Annotated in this window: 19 protein-coding genes; 10 read left to right on the top strand and 9 right to left on the bottom strand. The window is 65.2% G+C overall.

Features of this window, described 5'->3' with window-relative positions:
- The 4 genes from AZG88_RS02325 to AZG88_RS02310 all read left to right on the top strand — a co-directional run.
- The coding region (locus tag AZG88_RS02325; protein ID WP_082833209.1) for a carbon-nitrogen family hydrolase at positions 1–731 on the top strand (731 nt) is incomplete at its 5' end.
- 244 nt (positions 732–975) lie between these two features.
- Complete coding sequence (locus AZG88_RS02320) at positions 976–2193, top strand: XdhC family protein (RefSeq protein ID WP_082833208.1); 1218 nt, start codon at positions 976–978, stop codon at positions 2191–2193.
- 299 nt (positions 2194–2492) lie between these two features.
- Positions 2493–3203, top strand: a complete 711-nt coding sequence (locus tag AZG88_RS02315; RefSeq protein ID WP_061041329.1) for a FadR/GntR family transcriptional regulator — start codon at positions 2493–2495, stop codon at positions 3201–3203.
- Positions 3200–4432, top strand: a complete 1233-nt coding sequence (locus AZG88_RS02310; RefSeq protein WP_061041330.1) for an MFS transporter — start codon at positions 3200–3202, stop codon at positions 4430–4432. Before AZG88_RS02315 ends, AZG88_RS02310 begins: the two co-directional genes overlap by 4 nt.
- A gap of 295 nt (positions 4433–4727) precedes the next feature.
- Here AZG88_RS02310 and AZG88_RS53275 read toward each other — a convergent pair whose 3' ends face one another.
- From AZG88_RS53275 to AZG88_RS02265, 9 genes are all read right to left on the bottom strand, one after another.
- A complete protein-coding gene (locus AZG88_RS53275; RefSeq protein WP_156517411.1) occupies positions 4728–5153 on the bottom strand; it encodes a hypothetical protein in 426 nt (141 codons plus the stop codon).
- A gap of 217 nt (positions 5154–5370) precedes the next feature.
- Positions 5371–6252: a fumarylacetoacetate hydrolase family protein gene (locus tag AZG88_RS02300; RefSeq protein ID WP_061696929.1), complete on the bottom strand. Its 882-nt coding sequence runs from the start codon at positions 6250–6252 to the stop codon at positions 5371–5373.
- Positions 6253–6406: 154 nt separating this feature from the next.
- Positions 6407–7828 carry an MFS transporter gene (locus AZG88_RS02295; RefSeq protein WP_061696928.1) on the bottom strand — a complete coding sequence of 474 codons (1422 nt, stop codon included), beginning with the start codon at positions 7826–7828 and terminating at the stop codon, positions 6407–6409.
- 293 nt (positions 7829–8121) lie between these two features.
- Positions 8122–9336 carry an NAD(P)/FAD-dependent oxidoreductase gene (locus tag AZG88_RS02290; RefSeq protein ID WP_061696927.1) on the bottom strand — a complete coding sequence of 405 codons (1215 nt, stop codon included), beginning with the start codon at positions 9334–9336 and terminating at the stop codon, positions 8122–8124.
- 4 nt (positions 9337–9340) lie between these two features.
- Positions 9341–9529 carry a rubredoxin gene (gene rd, locus AZG88_RS02285; protein WP_061696926.1) on the bottom strand — a complete coding sequence of 63 codons (189 nt, stop codon included), beginning with the start codon at positions 9527–9529 and terminating at the stop codon, positions 9341–9343.
- A 33-nt stretch (positions 9530–9562) separates the two neighbouring features.
- A complete protein-coding gene (locus AZG88_RS02280; protein WP_231913791.1) occupies positions 9563–9856 on the bottom strand; it encodes a hypothetical protein in 294 nt (97 codons plus the stop codon).
- A 37-nt stretch (positions 9857–9893) separates the two neighbouring features.
- A complete protein-coding gene (locus tag AZG88_RS02275; protein ID WP_061696925.1) occupies positions 9894–10385 on the bottom strand; it encodes an aromatic-ring-hydroxylating dioxygenase subunit beta in 492 nt (163 codons plus the stop codon).
- Positions 10386–10407: 22 nt separating this feature from the next.
- On the bottom strand, positions 10408–11637 hold the full coding sequence (locus AZG88_RS02270) for an aromatic ring-hydroxylating oxygenase subunit alpha (protein ID WP_061696924.1): 1230 nt from the start codon (positions 11635–11637) through the stop codon (positions 10408–10410).
- 56 nt (positions 11638–11693) lie between these two features.
- Entirely contained in the window at positions 11694–12779 is a 1086-nt protein-coding gene (locus tag AZG88_RS02265; RefSeq protein WP_197436067.1) for a zinc-dependent alcohol dehydrogenase, read from the bottom strand.
- A gap of 118 nt (positions 12780–12897) precedes the next feature.
- On the opposite strand from AZG88_RS02265, the gene AZG88_RS02260 reads away from it, so the two are divergent.
- The 6 genes from AZG88_RS02260 (at position 12898) to AZG88_RS02235 (ending at position 20231) form a co-directional block, all read left to right on the top strand.
- Positions 12898–15291 (top strand): xanthine dehydrogenase family protein molybdopterin-binding subunit, encoded by a 2394-nt coding sequence (locus tag AZG88_RS02260; RefSeq protein ID WP_061696923.1) that lies wholly within the window; start codon positions 12898–12900, stop codon positions 15289–15291.
- Positions 15288–16181, top strand: coding sequence for an FAD binding domain-containing protein (locus tag AZG88_RS02255; protein ID WP_061696922.1), 894 nt, complete (start codon positions 15288–15290; stop codon positions 16179–16181). Before AZG88_RS02260 ends, AZG88_RS02255 begins: the two co-directional genes overlap by 4 nt.
- Positions 16165–16713, top strand: a complete 549-nt coding sequence (locus AZG88_RS02250; RefSeq protein WP_442971698.1) for a (2Fe-2S)-binding protein — start codon at positions 16165–16167, stop codon at positions 16711–16713. Before AZG88_RS02255 ends, AZG88_RS02250 begins: the two co-directional genes overlap by 17 nt.
- Positions 16710–17453 carry an SRPBCC family protein gene (locus AZG88_RS02245; protein WP_063886766.1) on the top strand — a complete coding sequence of 248 codons (744 nt, stop codon included), beginning with the start codon at positions 16710–16712 and terminating at the stop codon, positions 17451–17453. The genes AZG88_RS02250 and AZG88_RS02245 overlap by 4 nt, the downstream gene beginning before the upstream one ends.
- Before the next feature lie 622 nt (positions 17454–18075).
- Entirely contained in the window at positions 18076–19338 is a 1263-nt protein-coding gene (locus AZG88_RS02240; RefSeq protein WP_197436068.1) for an MFS transporter, read from the top strand.
- 125 nt (positions 19339–19463) lie between these two features.
- Positions 19464–20231, top strand: coding sequence for a FadR/GntR family transcriptional regulator (locus tag AZG88_RS02235; RefSeq protein WP_061696921.1), 768 nt, complete (start codon positions 19464–19466; stop codon positions 20229–20231).
- Positions 20232–20283: the final 52 nt, after the last annotated feature.

Below are 20283 nucleotides of genomic sequence, written 5' to 3'. Positions count from 1 at the left end.
CCGATCTGATCGTGTTACCTGAGCTATGGGCGTATGGGGCGTTTACGCCCTCGTCGTGGGCCGACACGGCAGAACTCGTGGACGGGTCGATCGCTCAGGCCCTGTCGGCGGCGGCACGGGATGTGGGCGCGACCCTGCACGCCGGGAGCATTATCGAGTCTGCTGCTCACGGAGCGTATCCGGGCGCGCAGGGGCGGGGACTGTGGAATACCTCCGTCGTGTTCGGCGCGGATGGGACCCTCGCCGGCTCGTACCGGAAGATTCATCGTTTCGGTTTCGGGGAGGGCGAACCAACGCTGATCGAGGCCGGTGAAGACCCCACCGTTATCGATCTCCCGCAGGGTCGGATCGGGCTCGCCACCTGCTACGACCTGCGTTTTCCAGAGATGTTCCGGACTCTCGTCGACATGGGTGCGGTGGCATTCGTCGTGCCTGCTGCGTGGCCGGCGCCGCGCCGCGAACACTGGGAACTCCTCGGCCGTGCACGCGCGCTGGAAAACCAAGCCTTCATGGTGCAGTGCAACACCACCGGCTCGCACGGCGGACTCGAAATGGGAGGGCACAGCCAGATCGTCGATCCCCGTGGAGAGGTGCTTGCTCGTGCCGGTGACGGAGAGCAGGTGCTGACGCTTGAGATCGACCTGAACGAGGCGCGGCGCTTCCGCCGCGACTTCCCGGTACTCGAGGATCGACGGATACACGCTCCCACCCCGGATGCGGCAATCCGGTAGGCGGGGCTCTGCACTGATGAAACACCCTTGGGGCCAGGGAATGCGGCACTGGGAGCCGAGCTGCAGTATTCATGAGCGCCATCATGTGAGGCGCACCTGAGCGGCTCCACGTGGGCGCGCCCGTACGACTGCCACAGCAGCGTGCGGGCGCGCTTGCCTGCCGCCGGGGCTTTTCCAGCTGCGCCGTGTAATCCGTCGTAATCGAGTCCCGTTCTGTTAATTGGTCACTGATGGGAGATCGTCGATGCGTGAGGTGATCACACAGCTGCTCGAGACATGGTCCTCCGGGCAGGATGCGGCACTGGCCACCGTCGTCTCAACGTACCGGTCCGCTCCGCGGCAGCCGGGCGCGGCGATGCTGGTTCGTCAAGACGGTTCGGTGATGGGCAGCGTGTCCGGCGGGTGCGTCGAAGCCGACGTCTACGCTGTCGCGGCCGACGTGCTTGCGGGCTCGGATCCGGTCGTGCGCAGCTACGGTGTGCCGGACGACGACGCGCTCGCTGTCGGGCTGACCTGCGGCGGCGAGGTATCGGTCTTCATCGAACGGATCAACCGCGCCACCTTCCCTGACCTCGAGCAGGTCGCCGACTCCATCGGCAACAGCCAACCTGTGGCGGTAGCGGTGGTGATCAACGGTCCCGCGGAATTCACCGGCCGACGGGTCGTGGTCTGGCCACAAAGGGTCGCCGGCACCACCGACTCGGCGGCACTGGATCAGCGAATGATACTGGCCGCGCGGGAGTGTCTTGCTGACGGGCGAGCGAAACTGTTCACACATCAGATGTTCGACGGTCCGCAGGCTGACCAGGTGCAGGTCTTCGTCGACGCTGTCATCTCTCCGGCGAGGCTGCTCATCTTCGGGGCAATCGAGTTCGCGGCTGCGCTCGTCCGTGTCGGCGCCGCAGCGGGATATCAGGTCACCGTGTGTGACGCGCGCGCGACCTTTATGACGGCAGAACGTTTTCCGGACGCACACCAAGTTATCGTCGACTGGCCCGACCGCTACCTCGCCGGCGAAGCGGCAGCCGAGCGCGTCGACGCAAGAACCGCGGTGTGCGTTCTCACCCACGACCCCAAATTTGACGTGCCAGTGCTCGAGGTCGCGCTCCGGCTTCCCACAGCGGGCTATATCGGAGTCATGGGATCGCGACGCACGCATGCCGATCGTGTCAGACGGCTGCACGAGGCGGGTATCACCAGCGGGGAACTGGAGCGAATGTCGAGCCCACTCGGCCTCGACATCGGAGCCGTGACCCCGGCCGAAACGGCGATTTCGATCCTCGCCGAGATCATCGCGACCCGATCCGGGCGCAGTGGAGGCGCGTTGAGCGTCGGTGCCGGCCCGATCCACGACAGCAGTTTCGGCCATCCCGACTGCGTCGACCGAGCTTTCGACGGAAGTCTTGCCGACGGGAACCAGGGGAGAGCCGAGCGGACCCCGCGCGCCAATTACGCGCGGTGAAGCAGCACCGCAACTTTTCTGCCGCAGTTGCCGGCCACGTCGCAGATTCCACACGCGTGCGGATCAGTTGTGCCCCGTAGCGTGCTCTTTCGCCCCGAGTATCGAACCGGCAGATCGGAACCAGACCCGTAGCGGGTCGGCTCCCTGAGGGCCGGGTGCGCGAGCGCGCGGTGCACATCGAGGTCATGCAACGGTCAGCGAGGGCTGGCAAGCTCCGCTGGTGGTGATCCCTCCCACTGGGCATTCACATCCACGCGGTGCACCGGTAATCTACCAAATGTAGGACATTTGGAGGTATCATGGAACTTGCGAAGCCGGAGCGGGGAGTACCGCTCGCCACTCAGTTAGTCGACCAAATCCGAACGCTGATTCACACTGGGGAGTGGGCTGTTGGGCAACGGATTCCCGGTGAGATCGAATTGGCCGCCAGCCTCGGAATCAGCCGAAACAGCGTGCGCGAGGCGCTGCGGTCTCTCGTACACGCGGGCCTACTGGACTCGCGCCCCGGAGATGGCACCTACGTCGTGGCACACAGCGAAATCGAGGCCGCACTCCGTCGGCAGGTGCATATCGAACGTGCGCACGAGGTTTTCGAGGTGCGATCCTTGCTCGAGCAGCGAGGCGCGCGCCTCGCCGCTCAACATGCGACGGAAGCAGATATCCGGGCCATGCGGCAATCGCTGGCGGCGCGGGACGCCGCCGACACCGATGGCGCATTCGTCGCTCATGATGTGGTGTTTCACCAGAAGATGGTCCGATCCGGCAAGAACGCGTTGCTATCAAGACTTTACGATGACCTCGATGCGCTGGCCGCTCATGTGGGTTCAATAGTCAGCAAGGCTCACGGGCCGCACCGATTCCGAGACGAGAACGCCGACCTGATCGACAAGCACCATGAGTTGCTCGCCGCTATCGAGTCGAGGAAACCGGAACTTGCAGAGGCAATTGCGGAGGAAATCGTGATGGAAGCCGAACATCGCTATTCCTCGGAGAACAGGGGCGTGCAGTGACGACAACACACTCGACAACCACGCCACACGCCGGGACTGGCGGCGGGCATCCCCGAATCTGGCTACTGATCGTCGGCCTCATTCTCATCGGGGCGAACCTGAGAGCCTCCATCACCGCTGTCGGCCCGCTCCTCGGCGACATCCGCACAGATTTCGGATGGTCTGCTGCGACAGCGTCGATTCTGATCAGCATGCCCCTGCTCGCCTTTGCACTCGCATCGCCGATCGCCCCGCCGATCGCGGCGAGGCTGGGGATGGAACGAACACTCGGCGCGGCGTTGTGTTTGCTGGGCGTGGCGATCGTGATTCGGTCGGTGCCCTCGCCGAACGCAATCTGGGCGGGAACCGCCGGCCTCGGCGTCGCGATTGCCTTTCTCAACGTCGTCGTTCCGTCCCTGATTAAGCGGGACTTCCCGGACCGGGTCGGATCCATCACCGGAATGTACTCGTCGTTTCAAAGCGCCGCCGCCGCACTCGCTTCGGGGCTGGCCGTGCCCCTCGCTGGTGATCAGCCCAGTGGTTGGCGCCTCGCTCTGGGGATCTGGGCGGGCCTCGCACTGATCGCGCTCGCCGCATTTGCTCCACAACTGCGCGCCACCACACGACCGAGACACACAGTTCCCGCGTCCTTCGACCCCCACCCGTCCCAGTACAAGTCGCCCTGGCGGTCGGCGCTCGGATGGCAGGTCACCCTCTTCATGGCGATCCAGTCGACAGTGTTTTTCATCCTGGTGGCCTGGCTCCCGTCGATCGAAGGAGCCTACGGGGTGACCGCGACGCAGGCCGGCTGGCACCTGTTCGTCTTCCAAATTTTCGCCATCGTCGGAAACATCGCGACCGCGGCCCTTATCCACCGGTTCACGAATCAGCAGGCCATCGCGGCAGCGGCAACCATCGCCATGGCCATCGGGGTCCTCGGTATCATCCTTGCCCAGGGATGGATCCTGCTGTGGGTCTGCCTCGCGGGCTTCGGGGTTGGTGCGTCAATTGTGCTGGCGTTATCGCTTTTCGGTTTGCGTACCGATCATCACGGTCAGGCGGCCGCGCTGTCGGGGATGGCGCAGGGGGTCGGATACCTCCTCGCCGCTCTTGGACCGATCGTGATCGGGTGGCTGCATGACAGCACGAGCAGTTGGACCCCCTCCCTGGTGGCATTGCTCGCGTTGCTCGGCGTGCAACTCGGTGCCGGACTCCTGGCCAGCCGAAACCGCACCGTCGGCGCGCATTGAGTACGCGCAGCACCGGTGAGGCGCTCGAGGCGGTGCCACCAAGACACGAGAACGGAACCGTCTCGGGCAGGTCCGCCATACCGCCGGGTGGGAGTGTAGGACCATCGACCAGTCTGCCCCGGAATTCGACTTGCAGGGCAATCGGAGGCCCGTCGGCTTGTGTGCTGTCAGCTACCGTATGCTTCCGCGAGCGTGGGTGTTTCGGCTGGTCGACAACGACTATGCGCCATGGGCCCTTAGGCGGACGATGGTCCGAGAGACCGTCCGGAGAAGATGACTGCGAGTGTGGTCTGGGTCAGACTCGGCGTCTCATGGGATGTCGATCGTCGCTGGGTACTTGTACCGGGCCGGTCGATTCGGAACGACCCGCTTGTGGCGTGGGCCGGTGCGGGGGATAGACCGCCGCGAGCGTGGTCACGACCTCAGGGCCGCACCCGGCTGCCGCTACGGTGCGCCAGAGCAGGTTTGCAAATTGAGGGCGTGAAAGTCCGAACCTTTGGAAGGTCTCTTCTTCCGGTACTCCGCCGTACGGCGCCCACGTCGAAGCAAGGTGCAAGATCAGCTCCGCCTCGGTCGGCGCTGCCGCGTTCTGGCGGCGCCGGCGTTGCACATCGTTGCGACGACGTTGTTGACGATACCGATGCATCTGATCCTCGGCGGTCCCGGCTGCGACACCGTTCCTTCCAGTGCTGAGATTGCGGTGGCGATTGGCGATGCTCATGGTGACTTCCTCCTGGTGTGACGGTGGCACGGGGTGGGTGACGGCAGCGGGACCAACGCGGTGCGATTGATGCGGGGACGTGTGCAAGCTGGGATCGGCAGAGGTGCCATGGTCCAACTCTTCTGGACTCGGCCGCACCACCTTGATGGACTCACAGTCACGAACATCCAGGTCACGGGTGACCGCCTGTGAGTTCTCGTCGAGGTGTGCGGCGCCGCTACCCGGCGTGCGGATCGGTGACAAAGCTCTGATGCAGCTCACCGATGCCCTCGATCCAGGTATCGAGTTTCTCTCCGGGCTGCAGGAATCGTTGCGGTGTGCGTCCGGCCCCGACGCCGGCGGGCGTGCCGGTGAAGATCACGTCGCCCGGGTACAGGGTGACCATCTGCGAGAGGGTGGAGACCAGGGCCGACACCGGAAAGATCAGATCGCGGGTGCGGCTCTTCTGCACCTCCTCTCCGTCGAGGGCGCAGCCGAGTTCGAGGTCGTCGGGATTGTCGAATTCGTCTGGGGTGACCAGCCACGGCCCCTGGGGAGCAAAGCCGGGGAAGGACTTACTCAATCCGAATTGCGGGGCCTGCCCACGCATCTGGCTGATGCGCTCGGAAAGATCCTGTGCTGCGGTGAGTCCGGCGACATACGACCATGCGTCGGTGGCCTGGATTCGGCGTGCCTCGTAGCCGATGACGGCGACGAGTTCGACTTCCCAGTCGACATGGCCGCCCGCGGGCAGGACCACTTCGCTGTCCGGGCCGGAGAAGCTCGACACGTACTTCGCGAACACCGGGGGGAGGCCGGTGGGCGGTTCGAAGCCGGATTCGGCAGCGTGGTCGTGGTAATTCAATCCGATGCCGAAGACTTGGCGTGGCGCAGGCGACGGGGCACACAGCTCGGTCCTGTCGATTGCCACACTGCTTTCGGTCAGCGCGGTGAGGTCCTGTGCTGCCGCCCAGGCGCACACGTCCCCCCATGCGTCGTACACGGCCGGGAGTGCGGGGCCGAAATTCCCTCGCGAGGCGGAGGCGAGATCCACCACTCGCTCGCCGCCCGACTTGCCGACGACCAATGCGGCACGACTATTGATGTTGGCGATACGCATGTGTTCTCCTGCAGAGTTGAAGGGGCGGAACCGATCCGAGGGTGTCCCGGGATGGCGAATGCCGAAGGCGGTGCCACGCAGAGATGAGCCGGGTGCGGGCAGGCGCGCGAAGGTCTGCGTTGTCCCACACCCGGCTCACCGGTGGGAGCGACCCCTAGGTGCGCGGAAGGTGGGTGGTCGGCTTCCCGATGGCGTCCGCCGGTGCGACCGATAACTCCGTTCGGTCTTCGGTGATGTGGTCGAGTTCCTTGCCCTTGGTTTCGGGGACGGCCACAAACATCCAGATCACGGTCAAGGCGAGGAAGACCGCGAGAACGGCGAAGGTCATCGACAGGCCCAGAAGCGGCCACATCAGCGTCCCGAACAGCGCCGGGCTGAGCCCGGTGGCGACCCGCCCGGCAGAGGAGGCCCAGCCGAAGCCACTGGCACGAAGGTCCGTCGGATACAGTTCGGAGACGAAGGTGTACAGGACCGGGATGGTCACCTGGATCAGGAAACCGAAGACCGCGAGCAGCAGTACCGACGGCCCGCCGTGGGAGAGCAGGACGGCGAAGGCGACGAGCGCCACCGTGGCGAGCGGTGCGGAGATCCCGATGATCCTCTTACGGCCGACGACATCGACGAAGGCGATGGAGACGAGGACCCCGAAGATCCCGACGAAGGTCATGACTGTGGTGCCGCCGAAGGCGGCCTGCTCGCCGTACCCTTCGGCCCGAAGGATCGAGGGCATCCAGCTCAGCGCGGCGTAGTAGACCATCAGGATCGAGATGGTCAGCAGCCATGCCACCGATGTCACCTTCGGGTTGAAGGCCCAGACAAGTTTGAGCTGCTGTGCGGCCGCGCGCAGCCGTCTCGCTTCCCGCCGTACTCGTGGCCTCGGAGCGAACACATAAGATTCGACCTTTGCCCCCGTGCGCGCGACGAGATCGTCGATGACCTGCCGGGCCTCGGTTTCGCGGCCGCTGCGGGCAAGGTACAGCGGTGATTCGGGTACGGCCCGCCGAACCCAGAACAGCAGCAGTGCCGGAAGCACCATCAGGGACAGCATCCACCGCCAGTTCCCCTCGACCGGGAGCAGCAGGGTGGCCGTCAGGCCCGCCAGGGTGGCCCCGACCGGCCACCACAGCCCCATGGTCGCCAGCACCCGCCCCCGTTGCTTGCTGGGCGAGAATTCGCTGACCATGGCGTAGTCGACGGGGATGCATCCGCCGAGACCGAAACCGGCGACGAAGCGGAGCAACAAAAACACGGTGTAGGTCGGGGAGAGGGCACCGAGCAGGGAGAACAGAGCAAAAATCAGGAGCGTCAGGGTGAAAGATTTCTTCCGTCCGACCCGGTCGGCGATAGTGCCCCAGACCACGGCGCCGACCGCCATGCCGATGAGGTTCGCACTCGCGACCCAACCGCGTTGTTCGGTCGAGAGGTCGAATTGGGTTCCCAGCAGGGGCGTGAGGTAGCCATTCAGGGCCACATCCCAGGCATCGAACATGTATCCCAGCCAGCCGAGAATGACGATCCGACCCTGTACGGACCATCGCCACGGCAACTCTTGAACGATCTGCTCGCTAGTTTTCATTGCAGCTCCAAAGCTTCGGGGTAATACAGAGGGGGAGGACCGTGTTCGACAACCGCTGTGCGGCGACAGGGTGCCTTCCCCAGCTGACGACGCACCTCGCGTGCTGGGAAAGAACGCCGCACACGGCGGCGTGTCACCTGTGGGACGGACGAGGGGCGGGCTACAGCTCGAGGACGCATCCCGGACGGGGGGGGGAGGGCAAGCCGGTGGTGCGGCCACCGGTAACTGTTCGGCCAGGTGGCCGCACCACCCGAACACCTCGGAGTCGGTGTGACCCGGGTGTCAACGGCTGATCACACGCGCGCAGTCAGTGCGTCCCGTACGCGGTCGGTCTCGGTGGGGTGATCGGCGATCAACTCCCGAGCGACGTCGAGGTCGTGCGGTCGGCCGGAGGTCACGGCGGCGACGAGGCGACCACCCTGGAGGTACCACACGGTGAACACACCGTCGTCGACCGATCCGGTGATCAGTTCCTCGTCCCACTCCCGGGCCGGGCCGACCGACTCGAGGGTGATCCAGTCCGAGATCTCGGTCCAGAAGTACGGCACCTCGGTGTGGTCGAGTCCGCTCCCGAGCATGTTGCGCGCGACGGTCACGCCCTGGGAGATGGCGTGCTTTTCGTGTTCGACCCGGATCGACCGGCCGTGCACGCCGCTGACGTACTCGCACATGTCTCCGGCGGCATAGATCCGGCGGTCGCTGGTGCGCAGCTGACCGTCGCAGGCCACCCCGCCCGTCGGCCCGATCTCGAGCCCGGATTTCGCGGCCAGTTTGGTGTCCGGAACCGCGCCGACCCCGACGACAACCAGATCCCCGTTGATCTGGCGGCCGTCCGCGGTGCGGACCCCGGTCACCCGGGAGTCGCCGGTGAAGGCCGCGACGTCCGTGTTCGCGACCACCTCGATACCGTGCGAACGCAGGACGGTCTCGACGTATGTTGCGACGGTGGAGCCGAAAGTTCGCTCCAAACAGCGGGATTCCTGCATCACGAGGGTGCAGCGAACACCGCGGCTGGTCAGCGAGGCCGCGGCCTCGACGGCGATGAACGATCCTCCAATTAGGACGGCGTGGGTGGCGCCGGCGGCCTCGGCGCGCAACTTGTGTGCGTTCGCGGGAGTGCGCAGGTAGTGGATGCCCTCGAGCGCAGCACCGTCGATGTTGAGGCGACGCACATTCGCGCCGGTGGCGATGAGCGCGCGGTCGTACGGCAGCACCGTCTTGTTGATCAAGGTGATGGTCTGTTCGTCTCGATTGATCACCGACACCGCGGAGCGGGTCAGGACCTCGACGTCGTGTTCGTCCCAGAAGGAGGGGGTTGCGACGTCGACGAGGTGGTCGGCCGAATCCGACAGCAGGGCCTTGGTGATCGGTGGCCGGTGATACGGCTTGTCGAGTTCTCGTGTCACAAGGGTGATCGAGCCGTCGAAACCCTGCGCGCGCAGTTCGCGCGCTGTGCTGGCCGAGGCCACGCCGCCACCGACGAGGACGATTTTGGAGGTATCGGGCATCGGTTCAGTCCTCGTCGTACGGTTCGAAGTCGCTCTTGCGGGCGCCGCAGACGGGACAGACCCAGCTGTCGGGGATGTCTTCGAACGCGGTACCCGGGGAGATGCCCCCCTCGGGGTCACCTTCCCTTGGGTCGTAGATGTCGCCACAGGCCACACAGATCCATTTCTGTGTGAGCGATTTCGTCAGTGTCATGATCGGAACTTTCTCGAAGGTTGTGAATGGTCTTCAGTCGCCGGTGCCGATCCAGCGGGTCGCGCTGGGGTCGAGCAGCGGGGTCAGATCCGCGTGCCGGGCCCAGGCGAGGGACTCGAGCTCGAGCGCATCGAGTTCCACACCTTGGTTGGTGCGCAGGTCTTCGATGTGCAGGCGGGGCCGGCCGCCAGGATCACGGAGCCAGACCGCGACCGTGGCGAACTCACTGCGCAGGATGATGCGATCGGCGCCGTGATCATCGGGGCGTGAACTGGCCGGCACAGTCGTGCGTTCGGCGCCGGACGGGCCAGGTGGCATGCTGTTCATCGCGTTCCTTGCCTGCTCGAGACGATTGGCTGGGCGGTCACATCGGCAGGCTCAGGTTGCCGAGCCGGCCGTCGTTGTTGATCAGTTCGACCTTTTTGCTGCGAATACGCAGCCCGTCGTCCGTCTTGGCGAGGCGGTAGACGTAGCGGCCGGAGTGGGCCGACAGCGCGTCTCGCCGGAACTCGGAGATGAGGAACTTCGCGTGTACGTGAAGGATCTCCGGCTCGGTGCCGGTCGCCTCGTCGTGTCCGACGATCTGCACGTTGGAGACGAGGTGCGCGGTGCGCGATCGGGGCTGCTGGGCGTAGGCCAAACCGCTGCCGAACCGCCAGATCCGCTCGGTGAGCAGCTTGCGGTCGTCGTAGACGATGGAGACACGCCGGGTGGGGTCGAGATCGTCCACGCCGGCCGGGATCCAGTAGGTGCATTCGTCGGTGAACAGCTCGAGCCACGCCTCGAACTCGCGCCGGTCGAGCAGGTCGACCTCGGCGTAGAGGAACTGTTCGACCGCGATCAGGTCGGTCGACATTGGGGTTGGGGTTGGGGCGAGGTCAGTTGATGTCATTGTTTTCCTCAATCAGTCCGAGCCAACGGCGCAGGTAGGCGCGTTGCGGCACTTCGTCGGAGGACCGGCCGGTGCGGATCCCCGTCTCCTCGTCCACGATTTCGCGGTCGAGGCCGCGGGCCATCAGAGCCCAGTCCTCGGGGCTGTCGGTTGCCTCCAGGCCTGCCGTGACACGGTCGAAGCCGACTTCGATGTCGTCGGTGGACCCGAACCCCGCAGAGCCATAGAAGATTTCGTGGTCACGCAAGATGCGGGTCCGGGTCTCCTCGTCTGCCCCCTTGGGCAGGATCGGATACAGGTAGACCCACGTCTCGTTGACGCTGCGTGGGACGACGAGGCGCAGGTGGGCGCCGACGAAGGCCAGGCTCGGGAAGATGTTGAGGTTGAACGGAATCAACTCACCGATGGCAATGCCGTGTGCGTCGGCCTCGGCTCCGAGCTTGCCGAATTCGTGGACCGCATGTCCGCCACCGAGATCCATTCCCCGCCACTCGTCATTGGTGCGGACGTTCTTGACCCACGGGCTGCTCTTGCCGCTGCGCGCCTTCAAGATGTCGAGCCAACTCTGGTGGGTGAACGAGAAGTGGTACGGATCGATGGTGTTCTCGATCTGCAGTTTCCAGTTGCCGTGGTAGACGAGCTTGTGGGCGTGCGAGGTGAGTTCGATGCCCTCGCTGTTACCGAGGTCGGCGATGAAGTCGAGGTACTGGCGGGCGTGCCCGAGGTAGGTTTCGAGATCGTCGATGTCGCCGGCGAGGGTGGCGAAGATGAAGCCCCGGTAGGACTGCACCGCAGCGACGTGGGACAGGCCCATGCTGGTCTTGTCGAAGCTTTCGCCATAGCCGTCGTCGAAGGGCACACCGATCAGCCGGCCCGACGAGCTGTATGTCCAGCCGTGGTAGGCGCACCGGAAGAAGTTTGAGTTTCCGAATTCCTGCTGGCAGACGGCCGAACCGCGGTGCCGGCACCGGTTGAACATGACGCTGATCGAATTGTCGTCGGAGCTGCGGCTGACGATGACGGGCTGCTGGCCGATGTAGGCGGTCTTGTAGTCGCCACCCGAGGGGATCTCGGACTCGTGGGCGACATAGACCCACGTGCGTCCGAAGACCGACGTCATTTCTTTCTCGAAGATCGTAGAATCGCGATAGATTCTGCCGCTGACCTGCCACTTGTCGGTGATCAGCGGTGACTTCGAACGTTCTGTGCTAGTCACGTTCGTACCTCCTTGGATGGGTTCGGCATGGTTGCGTTGGCCGGGTGCGCGTGAGTTCACGCGAGGGTGGGGATGATGCTCGAGCGGATGGCGTCGGGTTCGCGGCCGGTGGTGGCAAGTGCTTCCTCGGTTTGTTCGATCGAGAACTGGCCCGTGCACAAGAGTTCGAGCGGGTACTTGCCGGACTCGATGAGCCGGAGGGTGGGTGGGACGACGCTGCTGGGCCGGCCGCGCACGCCACGGATGGTGAGTACCTTGCTGTTGAGGGCCTCGAGTACCGGTTTCGCGGAGCCGCCGCCGCTCTTGGGCAGTCCGGCCTGGACCACGGTGCCTCGATCTCCCGCGACGGCAAGCGCGGTCTCGAGTGCGGCGCTCGAGTCGGCGGCGTTGACCACGGTGTCGGCCAGGAGTCCTCCGGTGAGCTCCGCGACGACGGCCGCGATCTCGGCGGTGTCGCCGGTGACGGTGTCGGTGGCGCCGAGCTTCCTGGCGACCGACAACCGGTGTGCGTCGCGGTCCTGGCCGACCACGATGACTTTGCCGGCGCCGGCTTCGACGGCGCCGATGACGCAGGCGAGTCCGTGTGGGCCGGGGCCGACGATGACGGCGGTTCCACCCGTCGGTAGTGCGCCGATTCGGTTCACCCAGTCCAAGCCGTTGGAGATCGGAATGTAGAGCTGCACCAGGTCGGCCGGGACGTCGTCGGCAACCTTGTGGACGATCGCTTGCGGGTGCAGGTAGAGATAGTCGGCGTATCCGCCGTACAGCCCGCATCCGTCGTGGATGGACTTGCCGCCGTAGCGGGGGACCACGCACATCTGGTACGCGCCGGCCAGGCAGGAGCGGCAGGTACCGCAGGGCAGGTACTCCTCGACCACGATGCGGTCGCCCGCGGCCACACCCCACCGGCGGCTGGCGGTGTCCCCGATCTCGGTGATCCGGCCCACCAACTCGTGGCCGAGTCCGCACGGCAACTCGTAGTAGGGATTTACCCCGTGGTAGGCGGCCACGTCCGTGCCGCAGACGCCGGTCGCTTCCACCTGCAACAGACCGTCGTCGCCGCCGACCTCGGGCAGCGGCAGCTCCATGATCCGCAAATCTCCTGGCCCGTGCAGTACGGCGGCTCTGCTGGTTCTGGTCACACGATCCTCCATAGGAAATAGAATTCTATATTCAGAATGCTGAGTGTGCTACGCTTCACACACCTTGTCAACCGTGGTCGAGGCCGCGTGACGGGGCCGCTGGACGAGAGGCAAATACATGAACAAGGACAGGGCAGTGGCGCACCGCCCCAACGGAATTGGCGCCCGGAGACGTCGGCACGAGGACGCGCGGCACATGACGGGCAAGGGCGCGTTCATTGCCGATCTGAAGATGCCCGGACTTCACGAGGTGGCCTTCGTGCGCAGCCAGGTAGCGCACGGAGTGATCAAGAACATTCGCCTGCCGCGCGACGCCGACCCGAAATCCATCTGGACCGCCGAGAGCCTGGCACCCCTGGCGCACGCGTTGACTGCCACGTCGACGCTGCCGGGGTTCAAGGAGGCACCGCTGCCGAATCTGGCAGAAGGCAAGGTGCGCTACGTCGGTGAGCCGATCGCACTCGCGATAGCACCCACACGCGCCGAAGCGGAGGACCTCGCCGCACGCGTGCAGGTCGATATCGAGGCGCTGCCAGCCGTGCCGAATCAGGAGGTGGCCCTCGCTGCCGGTGCGCCGTTGGTGCACGACGAGTGGGACGACAACGTCTACGCCACGACCGCGGGGGACTTCGGGGACGTGGACGCCGCCGCGCGGGAGGCGGTCGTGACCATCACCCGCGAATACCGGATGAATCGGCAGGCGGTAGTGCCGCTGGAGACGCGGGGGGTCGTCGCATCGTACGACCGCGCCCTCGACCAGCTGGTGATTTGGTCGTCGACGCAGACACCGCACATGATTCGCGACATGATCGCCGAGATGATCGGCTTCGACGGGCGCAGGGTCCGTGTCATCGCCCCGGACATGGGCGGCGGGTTCGGCGCCAAGTGCTCGGTGTATCCGGAGGAGATCGCGCTCGCGGCCATCGCCACCCAGCTCGATCATCCGATCCGTTGGGTGGAAGACCGTTGGGAGGCAATGGTGTCCACCACGCAATCCCGCGATCACGATTACCGCATCACCGCCCACGCCGCAGCGGACGGTCGCCTGCTCGGAGTGGAGGCCGACATCGTGGTCGATGCCGGCGCGTACTCGGTGCACCCGTGGACCGCGACGATGGACGCCTCGATGGCGGCCGCGATGATTCCCGGCCCCTATAACCTGCGCAACTACAGGTTCCGGGCGCGCAGCATCGCCAGCAACAAGACTCCCACCGGGCCCTACCGCGGAGTCGCGCGACCGGGGGCGTGCTTTGCGATCGAGCGAACCATCGACGAGCTGGCCTTCGAACTGGGCATCGAGGCGCACGAGATGCGCGCGCTGAACATGGTCCGCCCCAACCAGATGCCCTACACGTCGGTGGCGAACAAGGTCTACGACAGCGGCAACTACGCCGAGGCGGTTCGACGTGCCACCGCACTGATCCGCCACGACGAATGGCGGCAGGCGCAAAAGGCCATCGATCCTGCGTCCCGGACCCGAATCGGCATCGGCTACGGCTCGTTCACCGAGCAAACCTCACACGGCTGCATCGAATGGGCCTCACGAGGACTTGCCGTGACGATCGGTATCGAGGGGGCGCGGTTGCTGATGGACTCGACGGGGACCTTCACCCTCGCCGTCGGCATCAAGAGCCACGGGCAAGGCCTGGAGACGACGCTCGCGCAGGTCGTCAGCGAGGTTTTCGATATCGATCCGGCCATCGTCACCGTCAGCCACGGCGACACCTCACTAACCCCCCGCGGTGACGGCACCTTCGCATCCCGATCGATGGTGATGGCCGGTGGTGCAACCTTCGGCGCCGCACAGCGTTTGGCCGAGAAGGTCAAAAGCATCGCGGGCGTGCTGCTCGACGAAGACCCGGCGGACCTCGATTTCAAGGACGGCTCGGTGCACGGTCCCCGCGGTTCGATCACTCTTGCCCGCCTGGCCCGCGAGTTCCTGTTCACCCCCGACCACGTCCCGGGCGTCGAACCCGGGCTCGAGGCCACCCATTTCTATCAGCCCGACGTCCAGACCGGGGCCTTCACCTACGCCACCCACGGCGTCGTCGTCGAAGTCGACCTGGACACCGGGCAGGTGAAGTTCCTCGACTACGGCGTCGTCGAAGACTGCGGCACGATCGTCAATCCGCTGATCGTCGACGGACAGATCATCGGAGGCGTCGCCCAGGGAATCGGCTGCGCGATGCTCGAGGAACTCACCTTCGACAGCGATGCCCAGCCGAAATCAACCACCTTCCTCGACTACCTGCTTCCCGGCGCCGCCGAAGTCCCCGAGATCAAGCTCGAACACATGGAGACCCCCTCACCCTTCACGGTGTTCGGGATGAAGGGTGCCGGTGAGGGCGGCGCCATCGCGCCGCCGGCAGCAATCGCCAACGCCATCACCGACGCCCTGCGCGAGTTCGGCGGCGCGGTCAACGAAACCCCGATGACCCCTGCCCGGGTGTGGGCTGCGATCGAGCAAGGGCAGTCGACCACCCCCGAAACCATCACGGCAGGTGTCCGATGAAACCAGCACCCTTCTCCTACCATCGCCCTACGGCGACCGACGAGGCAGCGGATCTGTTGTCCTCACTCGGCGACGACGCGAAAGTCATCGCCGGCGGCCAGAGTCTGCTGCCGATCATGAACATGCGGCTCGCCGAGCCGTCCGACCTGATCGACCTGACCGCGGTGCGCGCGCTCCGGACGGCCGAGGTGCAGCGCTCCTCGACCCGCTACGGGGCCACGGTCACCCACATGATGTTCGAAGACCAACTCGTCGCCGATGCGACCGGGGGCCTTCTCCAGCACGCCGCGGCCGGTATCGGATACCGGGCCATCCGCACCCGCGGAACACTCGGAGGTAGCCTCGCGCACGCCGATTCGGCCGCGGAATGGCCCACCGTCATGACAGCACTCAACGCCCGGGTCATCGCTCGGTCGGTCCGCGGCCGCCGCGAGATCGCGGTACGCGATCTCCTCCAGGGATTCTTCACGACCACTCTCGACCCTGACGAATTCATCGAAGCCGTCGACGTCGACCACCTTTCCTCCGCCACCTGGTGGGGGATGTACAAGACGAACAAGAAGGTGGGTGAATTCGCCGAATCGATGGCCGTGATCACCGCCTCCAGAACCGACAACGGCGAGTTGATCATCCCGGAAATCTGGCTCGGCGCCGCCAGGGACGTTCCGGTCCAGCTCACCACGACCGCAGCCGCCGTGGACGGGCAACACCCCGAAAAACTGTCCGTGGACGATCTCCGTCCCCTCGTCGCAAATGACATCGGTGCAGATCCCCACGACCAGGATGTGGCCGCCCGCCACCACCTCCAACTACACGCAGTGACAGTTCTGCGTGCACTGCGCACTATGCGAAAGGCCGACGGCGATGACCGACGTGACCATCACTCTTGAGATCAACGGCCAGCAGCGCACGGTCACCGCGCCCGCGCGCACCACGTTGGCGGACATGCTCCGCGACCAGCTGGGCCTGACCGGCGTCCACCTCGGATGCGAACAGGGCGTGTGCGGCGCATGCACCGTCCTCCTCGACGACCTCCCCGTCCGCTCCTGCCTGACCCTCGCGGCGTCCTGCGACGGCAGCGAGATCGTCACCATCGAAGGCCTCGCCGGCGACGACATCGACCGGCTGCGCAACGCCTTCTCCACCGAAGGCGGCCTGCAATGCGGCTTCTGCACCGCGGGCATGCTGATCAGCGGCCTCGAACTGGTCCGCCGCCGACAAGAGATGACCCGCGAGCAGACCTGCATTGCGATGTCCGGCAACATCTGCCGATGCACCGGCTACAACGGCATCATCCGCGCCGTCGAGCAGGCGAACATCGCAGGAATCGCCGCCGAGGAGTCGGCGTGCGTGCCGCACAGCTCCGAACCCGCCACGGCTGGATCCGCCCCCCAACACACCCGCGAAGAGGATCTTTCATGAAGTTCACCAACCAGTTCGTCGTGCCCGAACCGATCGACGCCGCCTGGAAACTGCTCGCCGACGTCCCCCGAATTGCCCCCTGTCTGCCGGGAGCCTCGGTCAGTCAGCTCTCCGACGACGAATACGAGGGCAGCATCGCGGTCAAGGTCGGTCCCATCAAGGTCGGCTACACCGGCATCGCCAAATTCCTCGAACTCGACGAACACAACCACACCATGCTCCTGGACGGCCGCGGCAACGAAAGCTCCGGCAAGGGCTCGGCCGCCGCCCAGATCCGGGTGAACCTCACCGACACCGGCAGCGGCAGCACCGTTGTCGACGTGACGACCGACCTGCAGGTGACCGGAAAGGTCGCCCAATTCGGCCGCAGCGCCATGGCCGACATCGGGGAGCGCCTGATCGCCCAATTCGCCGCCAACCTCGAAGCGATGATCGCCGGCCCCGGCGCCGAAACACCGAAGGCGCAGCGTTCCGGCACCGCCGCGGCAACCGCACACACCCCCACGGTCGGGTCCGCACCATCGGCCGCAGGATCCGAACTCAACGCCTTCGCGCTGGCCGCCCCCTTGCTCAAACGGGCAGCGCCGGTGGCCGCGGCGCTTGCGGTGGGATTCATCGTCGGCAGGTGGCTGAGCCCCCGCCGAGCCGCACGACCGAGTGCAGAGGCCGTCCCGTTCGGGAACTATCCCTGGTTCGAACTGGCGCTCCTGCAGCAGTTCGCCCGCGACGACCTACGCTGACCAGCAAATTCCTGCAGTAGACCCCAGCAGCGGACCACCCCGCTGCTGAGGTAATCGGCCGTGCAAGTCCCTCCGTTCGGGCGGCGGCGGTCCTTCCATAAAGGCCACCGTCAACACGTCTCCGCTCATCAGTGGCAGCATCGGCCGTCAATTCCGCGATCGTCGGTAGGGATTGACCAGCCAAGGCGGGCACCCGCCTTGGCGGCAGCGACGTGCCCACCGCGTTCTCGTCGCACGCCCGACGGTGCTGCGTGGTTCATGCGATTTCGACATTCGTCGATGTGACCGTTGACACAAAGGGAATGCAGTATTTAGAATTCTATTTGTGGCTGGGAGGGATGTAACACCAGACGCCGTCCCGGAAAAGGAAGGCCTGGACTTTCTGGTGCAGTTCCACGTACTGCACGGAATTGCAATCCCCCCGGATCTCGGAGTCCCCCCAGCTCCACGGCGCCGCGAGGCCACCAAGGCCTTACCCCGTCACCCCCGCTCGCACAGCCCACGCGTCAGGCCACCGTCGGCGGCGCCGACACCCAGCCCGAAACAGGCTTCACTACTCCCCGAAAGCGGTCCCATGAACAAAGCTGAGCAAACCCCATTGCCGACGCAGGCAAGGAAAGTCGTGAGCTCCAGCCTGGCGGGCACGGTCATCGAGTGGTACGAGTTCTTCATCTACGGAACTGCGTCCGCGCTCGTCTTCAACAAGCTGTTCTTCCCCAACTTCGACTCGTTCGTCGGAACGCTGCTCTCACTGTCGACATTCGCGGTCGCATTCATCGCCCGCCCGGTCGGCGCTGCCATCTTCGGTCACTACGGAGACCGAATCGGCCGGAAAACTCTGTTGGTGATCTCGCTGAGCATGATGGGGGGCGCGACCTTCCTGATGGGAGTGCTACCTACCTACGAGACGATCGGCGCCCTCGCCCCGATCGGACTGGTCACGCTCCGGCTCATCCAGGGAATCTCACTCGGCGGCGAGTACGGCGGGGCAGTCCTGATGAGCGTCGAACACGCTGACCCCAAGAAGCGCGGACTCTTCGGCGGCATCATCAACACCGGCGCCAGCTGTGGTCTCATCCTGGCCAGCGTCGTGTTCCTTGCCCTGTCCTACCTCCCGGACGACGCATTCATGGCCTGGGGATGGCGTATCCCGTTCCTGCTCAGCGTCATCCTGCTGATCATCGGCATGGTCATCCGGCTCAAGGTCACCGAGAGCCCGGAGTTCGAAAAGGTCCGGCGCACCGGAAAGGTGCAGAAGCTGCCCATCCGAACACTGTTCGCCAACCACCGCGGCCTCGTTCTGCTCATGGCCGTGTCCTACCTGCCGGCAGGGGCGGCGTTCTACCTCGCCGCAGTGTTCTCCCTGTCCTACGGCACCACCACCTTGGGGCTCACCCGGTCGACGATGCTCTTGCTGGTCTGCCTGACCAACGTCCTCGGTATCGCCGGCATCACCTATGGTGGCTGGCTGTCGGATCGCTTCGACCGCAAGAAGGTGTACTCGCTCGGTATCGCAGGCATGATCGTGACACCGTGGATATGGTTCCTCCTGATGAACACCGCAAATACCACGGCAATGTTCGTCGGGTTCGTCATCCTTTTCATTCCCTTCTGCCTCACGTACGGATCGATGCCCGCCTTCTTCGCGCAGGTCTTTCCCCCGCACGTGCGCTACTCCGGTATGGCCGTGGGATACAGCATCGGCACTGTCCTCGGTAGCGGCCTCTCACCCCTGATTGCCACTTCACTGCTGGGTAAGAACAACAACTGGCCCGCTGTCGCCATCTTCGTCAGCGTGATGGGACTCGCCGCCCTGCTGGCGACAACCAAGATGCGTGAAATCGCAACCAGTGAGCCTTACGTCGTCGCATCCGCTACGACGTGACCGTTCGACCATGACAACGAAAGCCGATCCCGGCAGCGTCGGCCGGGATCGACTTTCGTTTCCACACCCACGATGCCGGGGGCCTATGCGCATCACCGGCGACAGGGAAGGTTCGAACATCGAGAATGACGACCAACCGATCGGACTCCACCGGCCGCCCACCACCAGCCGAGGGATTTACCCCTCGGCGCCGTCCCCTGGTCGATCAGGTTATCGGCACCCTGCGGCAACGGATCATCTCGGGACAGTGGCAAATCGGAAATCGCATACCGACCGAGCCCGAATTGGCGGCGCAACTGGGTGTTTCCCGAAACACGACTCGAGAAGCGGTGCGCGCCGTTGCACACAACGGTCTCCTCGACATCCGGCAAGGTTCGGGAACGTACGTCGTGGCGACGAGCGAACTCGTCAGCGTCATGCGGCGCCAGTTCGAGGGCGCCGACCCGAGCCAAATCGCTGAGTTGCGCGCCGCGCTCGAAGTGGGAGCGGCCCAGCATGCAGCACTCAGACGAACCGACGGAGAGGCGAGGCAGCTCTACGAGCTCCTCGCGAGGCGGGAGGCGGCATGGCGTCGGGGCGACGCGCACGGATTCCTCGACGCGGATAGTGCGCTGCACAGGGGAGTGGTCGCGGCCTCGCGCAACGACGTTCTCGAGGCCGTCTACGCGGACCTGAGTGAGGTCCTGTGCCCACCTCTGCGTGAGAACGCCGGAGAACAGTTGCTTCCCGCCCGCTACACGGACCTCACCCGCCTGATCGGGGCGATCATTCGCCAAGACTCACCCACGGCCACACGCGAGGCATCACGTACCGCCGAGTGGAAAGAGGGTTGCGTCCAGCAGAGTGGTGTACGGACCGGATTTGGATCTGACCGGCGTGTCGTAGCCCTATGAAGGCGGCCATCGCGTGACTCTTCGAGAGACCGACCAAAGTCACTCGATGAAG

This window comes from Rhodococcus sp. LB1, from assembly GCF_001583455.1.
Classification (GTDB): Bacteria; Actinomycetota; Actinomycetes; order Mycobacteriales; family Mycobacteriaceae; genus Rhodococcus_F; species Rhodococcus_F opacus.
Note: the sequence above shows the minus strand (reverse complement) of the source record. Positions and strands in the feature narration are given on the sequence as shown.

What these genes read in the sequence shown, in the direction of transcription:
- AZG88_RS02320 (WP_082833208.1), top strand. Translation starts at nt 976, where the DNA reads ATGCGTGAGGTGATCACACAGCTGCTCGAGACATGGTCCTCCGGGCAG.
- AZG88_RS02315 (WP_061041329.1), top strand. Translation starts at nt 2,493, where the DNA reads ATGGAACTTGCGAAGCCGGAGCGGGGAGTACCGCTCGCCACTCAGTTA.
- AZG88_RS53275 (WP_156517411.1), bottom strand. Translation starts at nt 5,153, where the DNA reads ATGAGCATCGCCAATCGCCACCGCAATCTCAGCACTGGAAGGAACGGT.
- AZG88_RS02300 (WP_061696929.1), bottom strand. Translation starts at nt 6,252, where the DNA reads ATGCGTATCGCCAACATCAATAGTCGTGCCGCATTGGTCGTCGGCAAG.
- AZG88_RS02295 (WP_061696928.1), bottom strand. Translation starts at nt 7,828, where the DNA reads ATGAAAACTAGCGAGCAGATCGTTCAAGAGTTGCCGTGGCGATGGTCC.
- AZG88_RS02290 (WP_061696927.1), bottom strand. Translation starts at nt 9,336, where the DNA reads ATGCCCGATACCTCCAAAATCGTCCTCGTCGGTGGCGGCGTGGCCTCG.
- rd (WP_061696926.1), bottom strand. Translation starts at nt 9,529, where the DNA reads ATGACACTGACGAAATCGCTCACACAGAAATGGATCTGTGTGGCCTGT.
- AZG88_RS02280 (WP_231913791.1), bottom strand. Translation starts at nt 9,856, where the DNA reads ATGAACAGCATGCCACCTGGCCCGTCCGGCGCCGAACGCACGACTGTG.
- AZG88_RS02275 (WP_061696925.1), bottom strand. Translation starts at nt 10,385, where the DNA reads ATGTCGACCGACCTGATCGCGGTCGAACAGTTCCTCTACGCCGAGGTC.
- AZG88_RS02260 (WP_061696923.1), top strand. Translation starts at nt 12,898, where the DNA reads ATGAACAAGGACAGGGCAGTGGCGCACCGCCCCAACGGAATTGGCGCC.
- AZG88_RS02255 (WP_061696922.1), top strand. Translation starts at nt 15,288, where the DNA reads ATGAAACCAGCACCCTTCTCCTACCATCGCCCTACGGCGACCGACGAG.
- AZG88_RS02245 (WP_063886766.1), top strand. Translation starts at nt 16,710, where the DNA reads ATGAAGTTCACCAACCAGTTCGTCGTGCCCGAACCGATCGACGCCGCC.
- AZG88_RS02235 (WP_061696921.1), top strand. Translation starts at nt 19,464, where the DNA reads ATGACGACCAACCGATCGGACTCCACCGGCCGCCCACCACCAGCCGAG.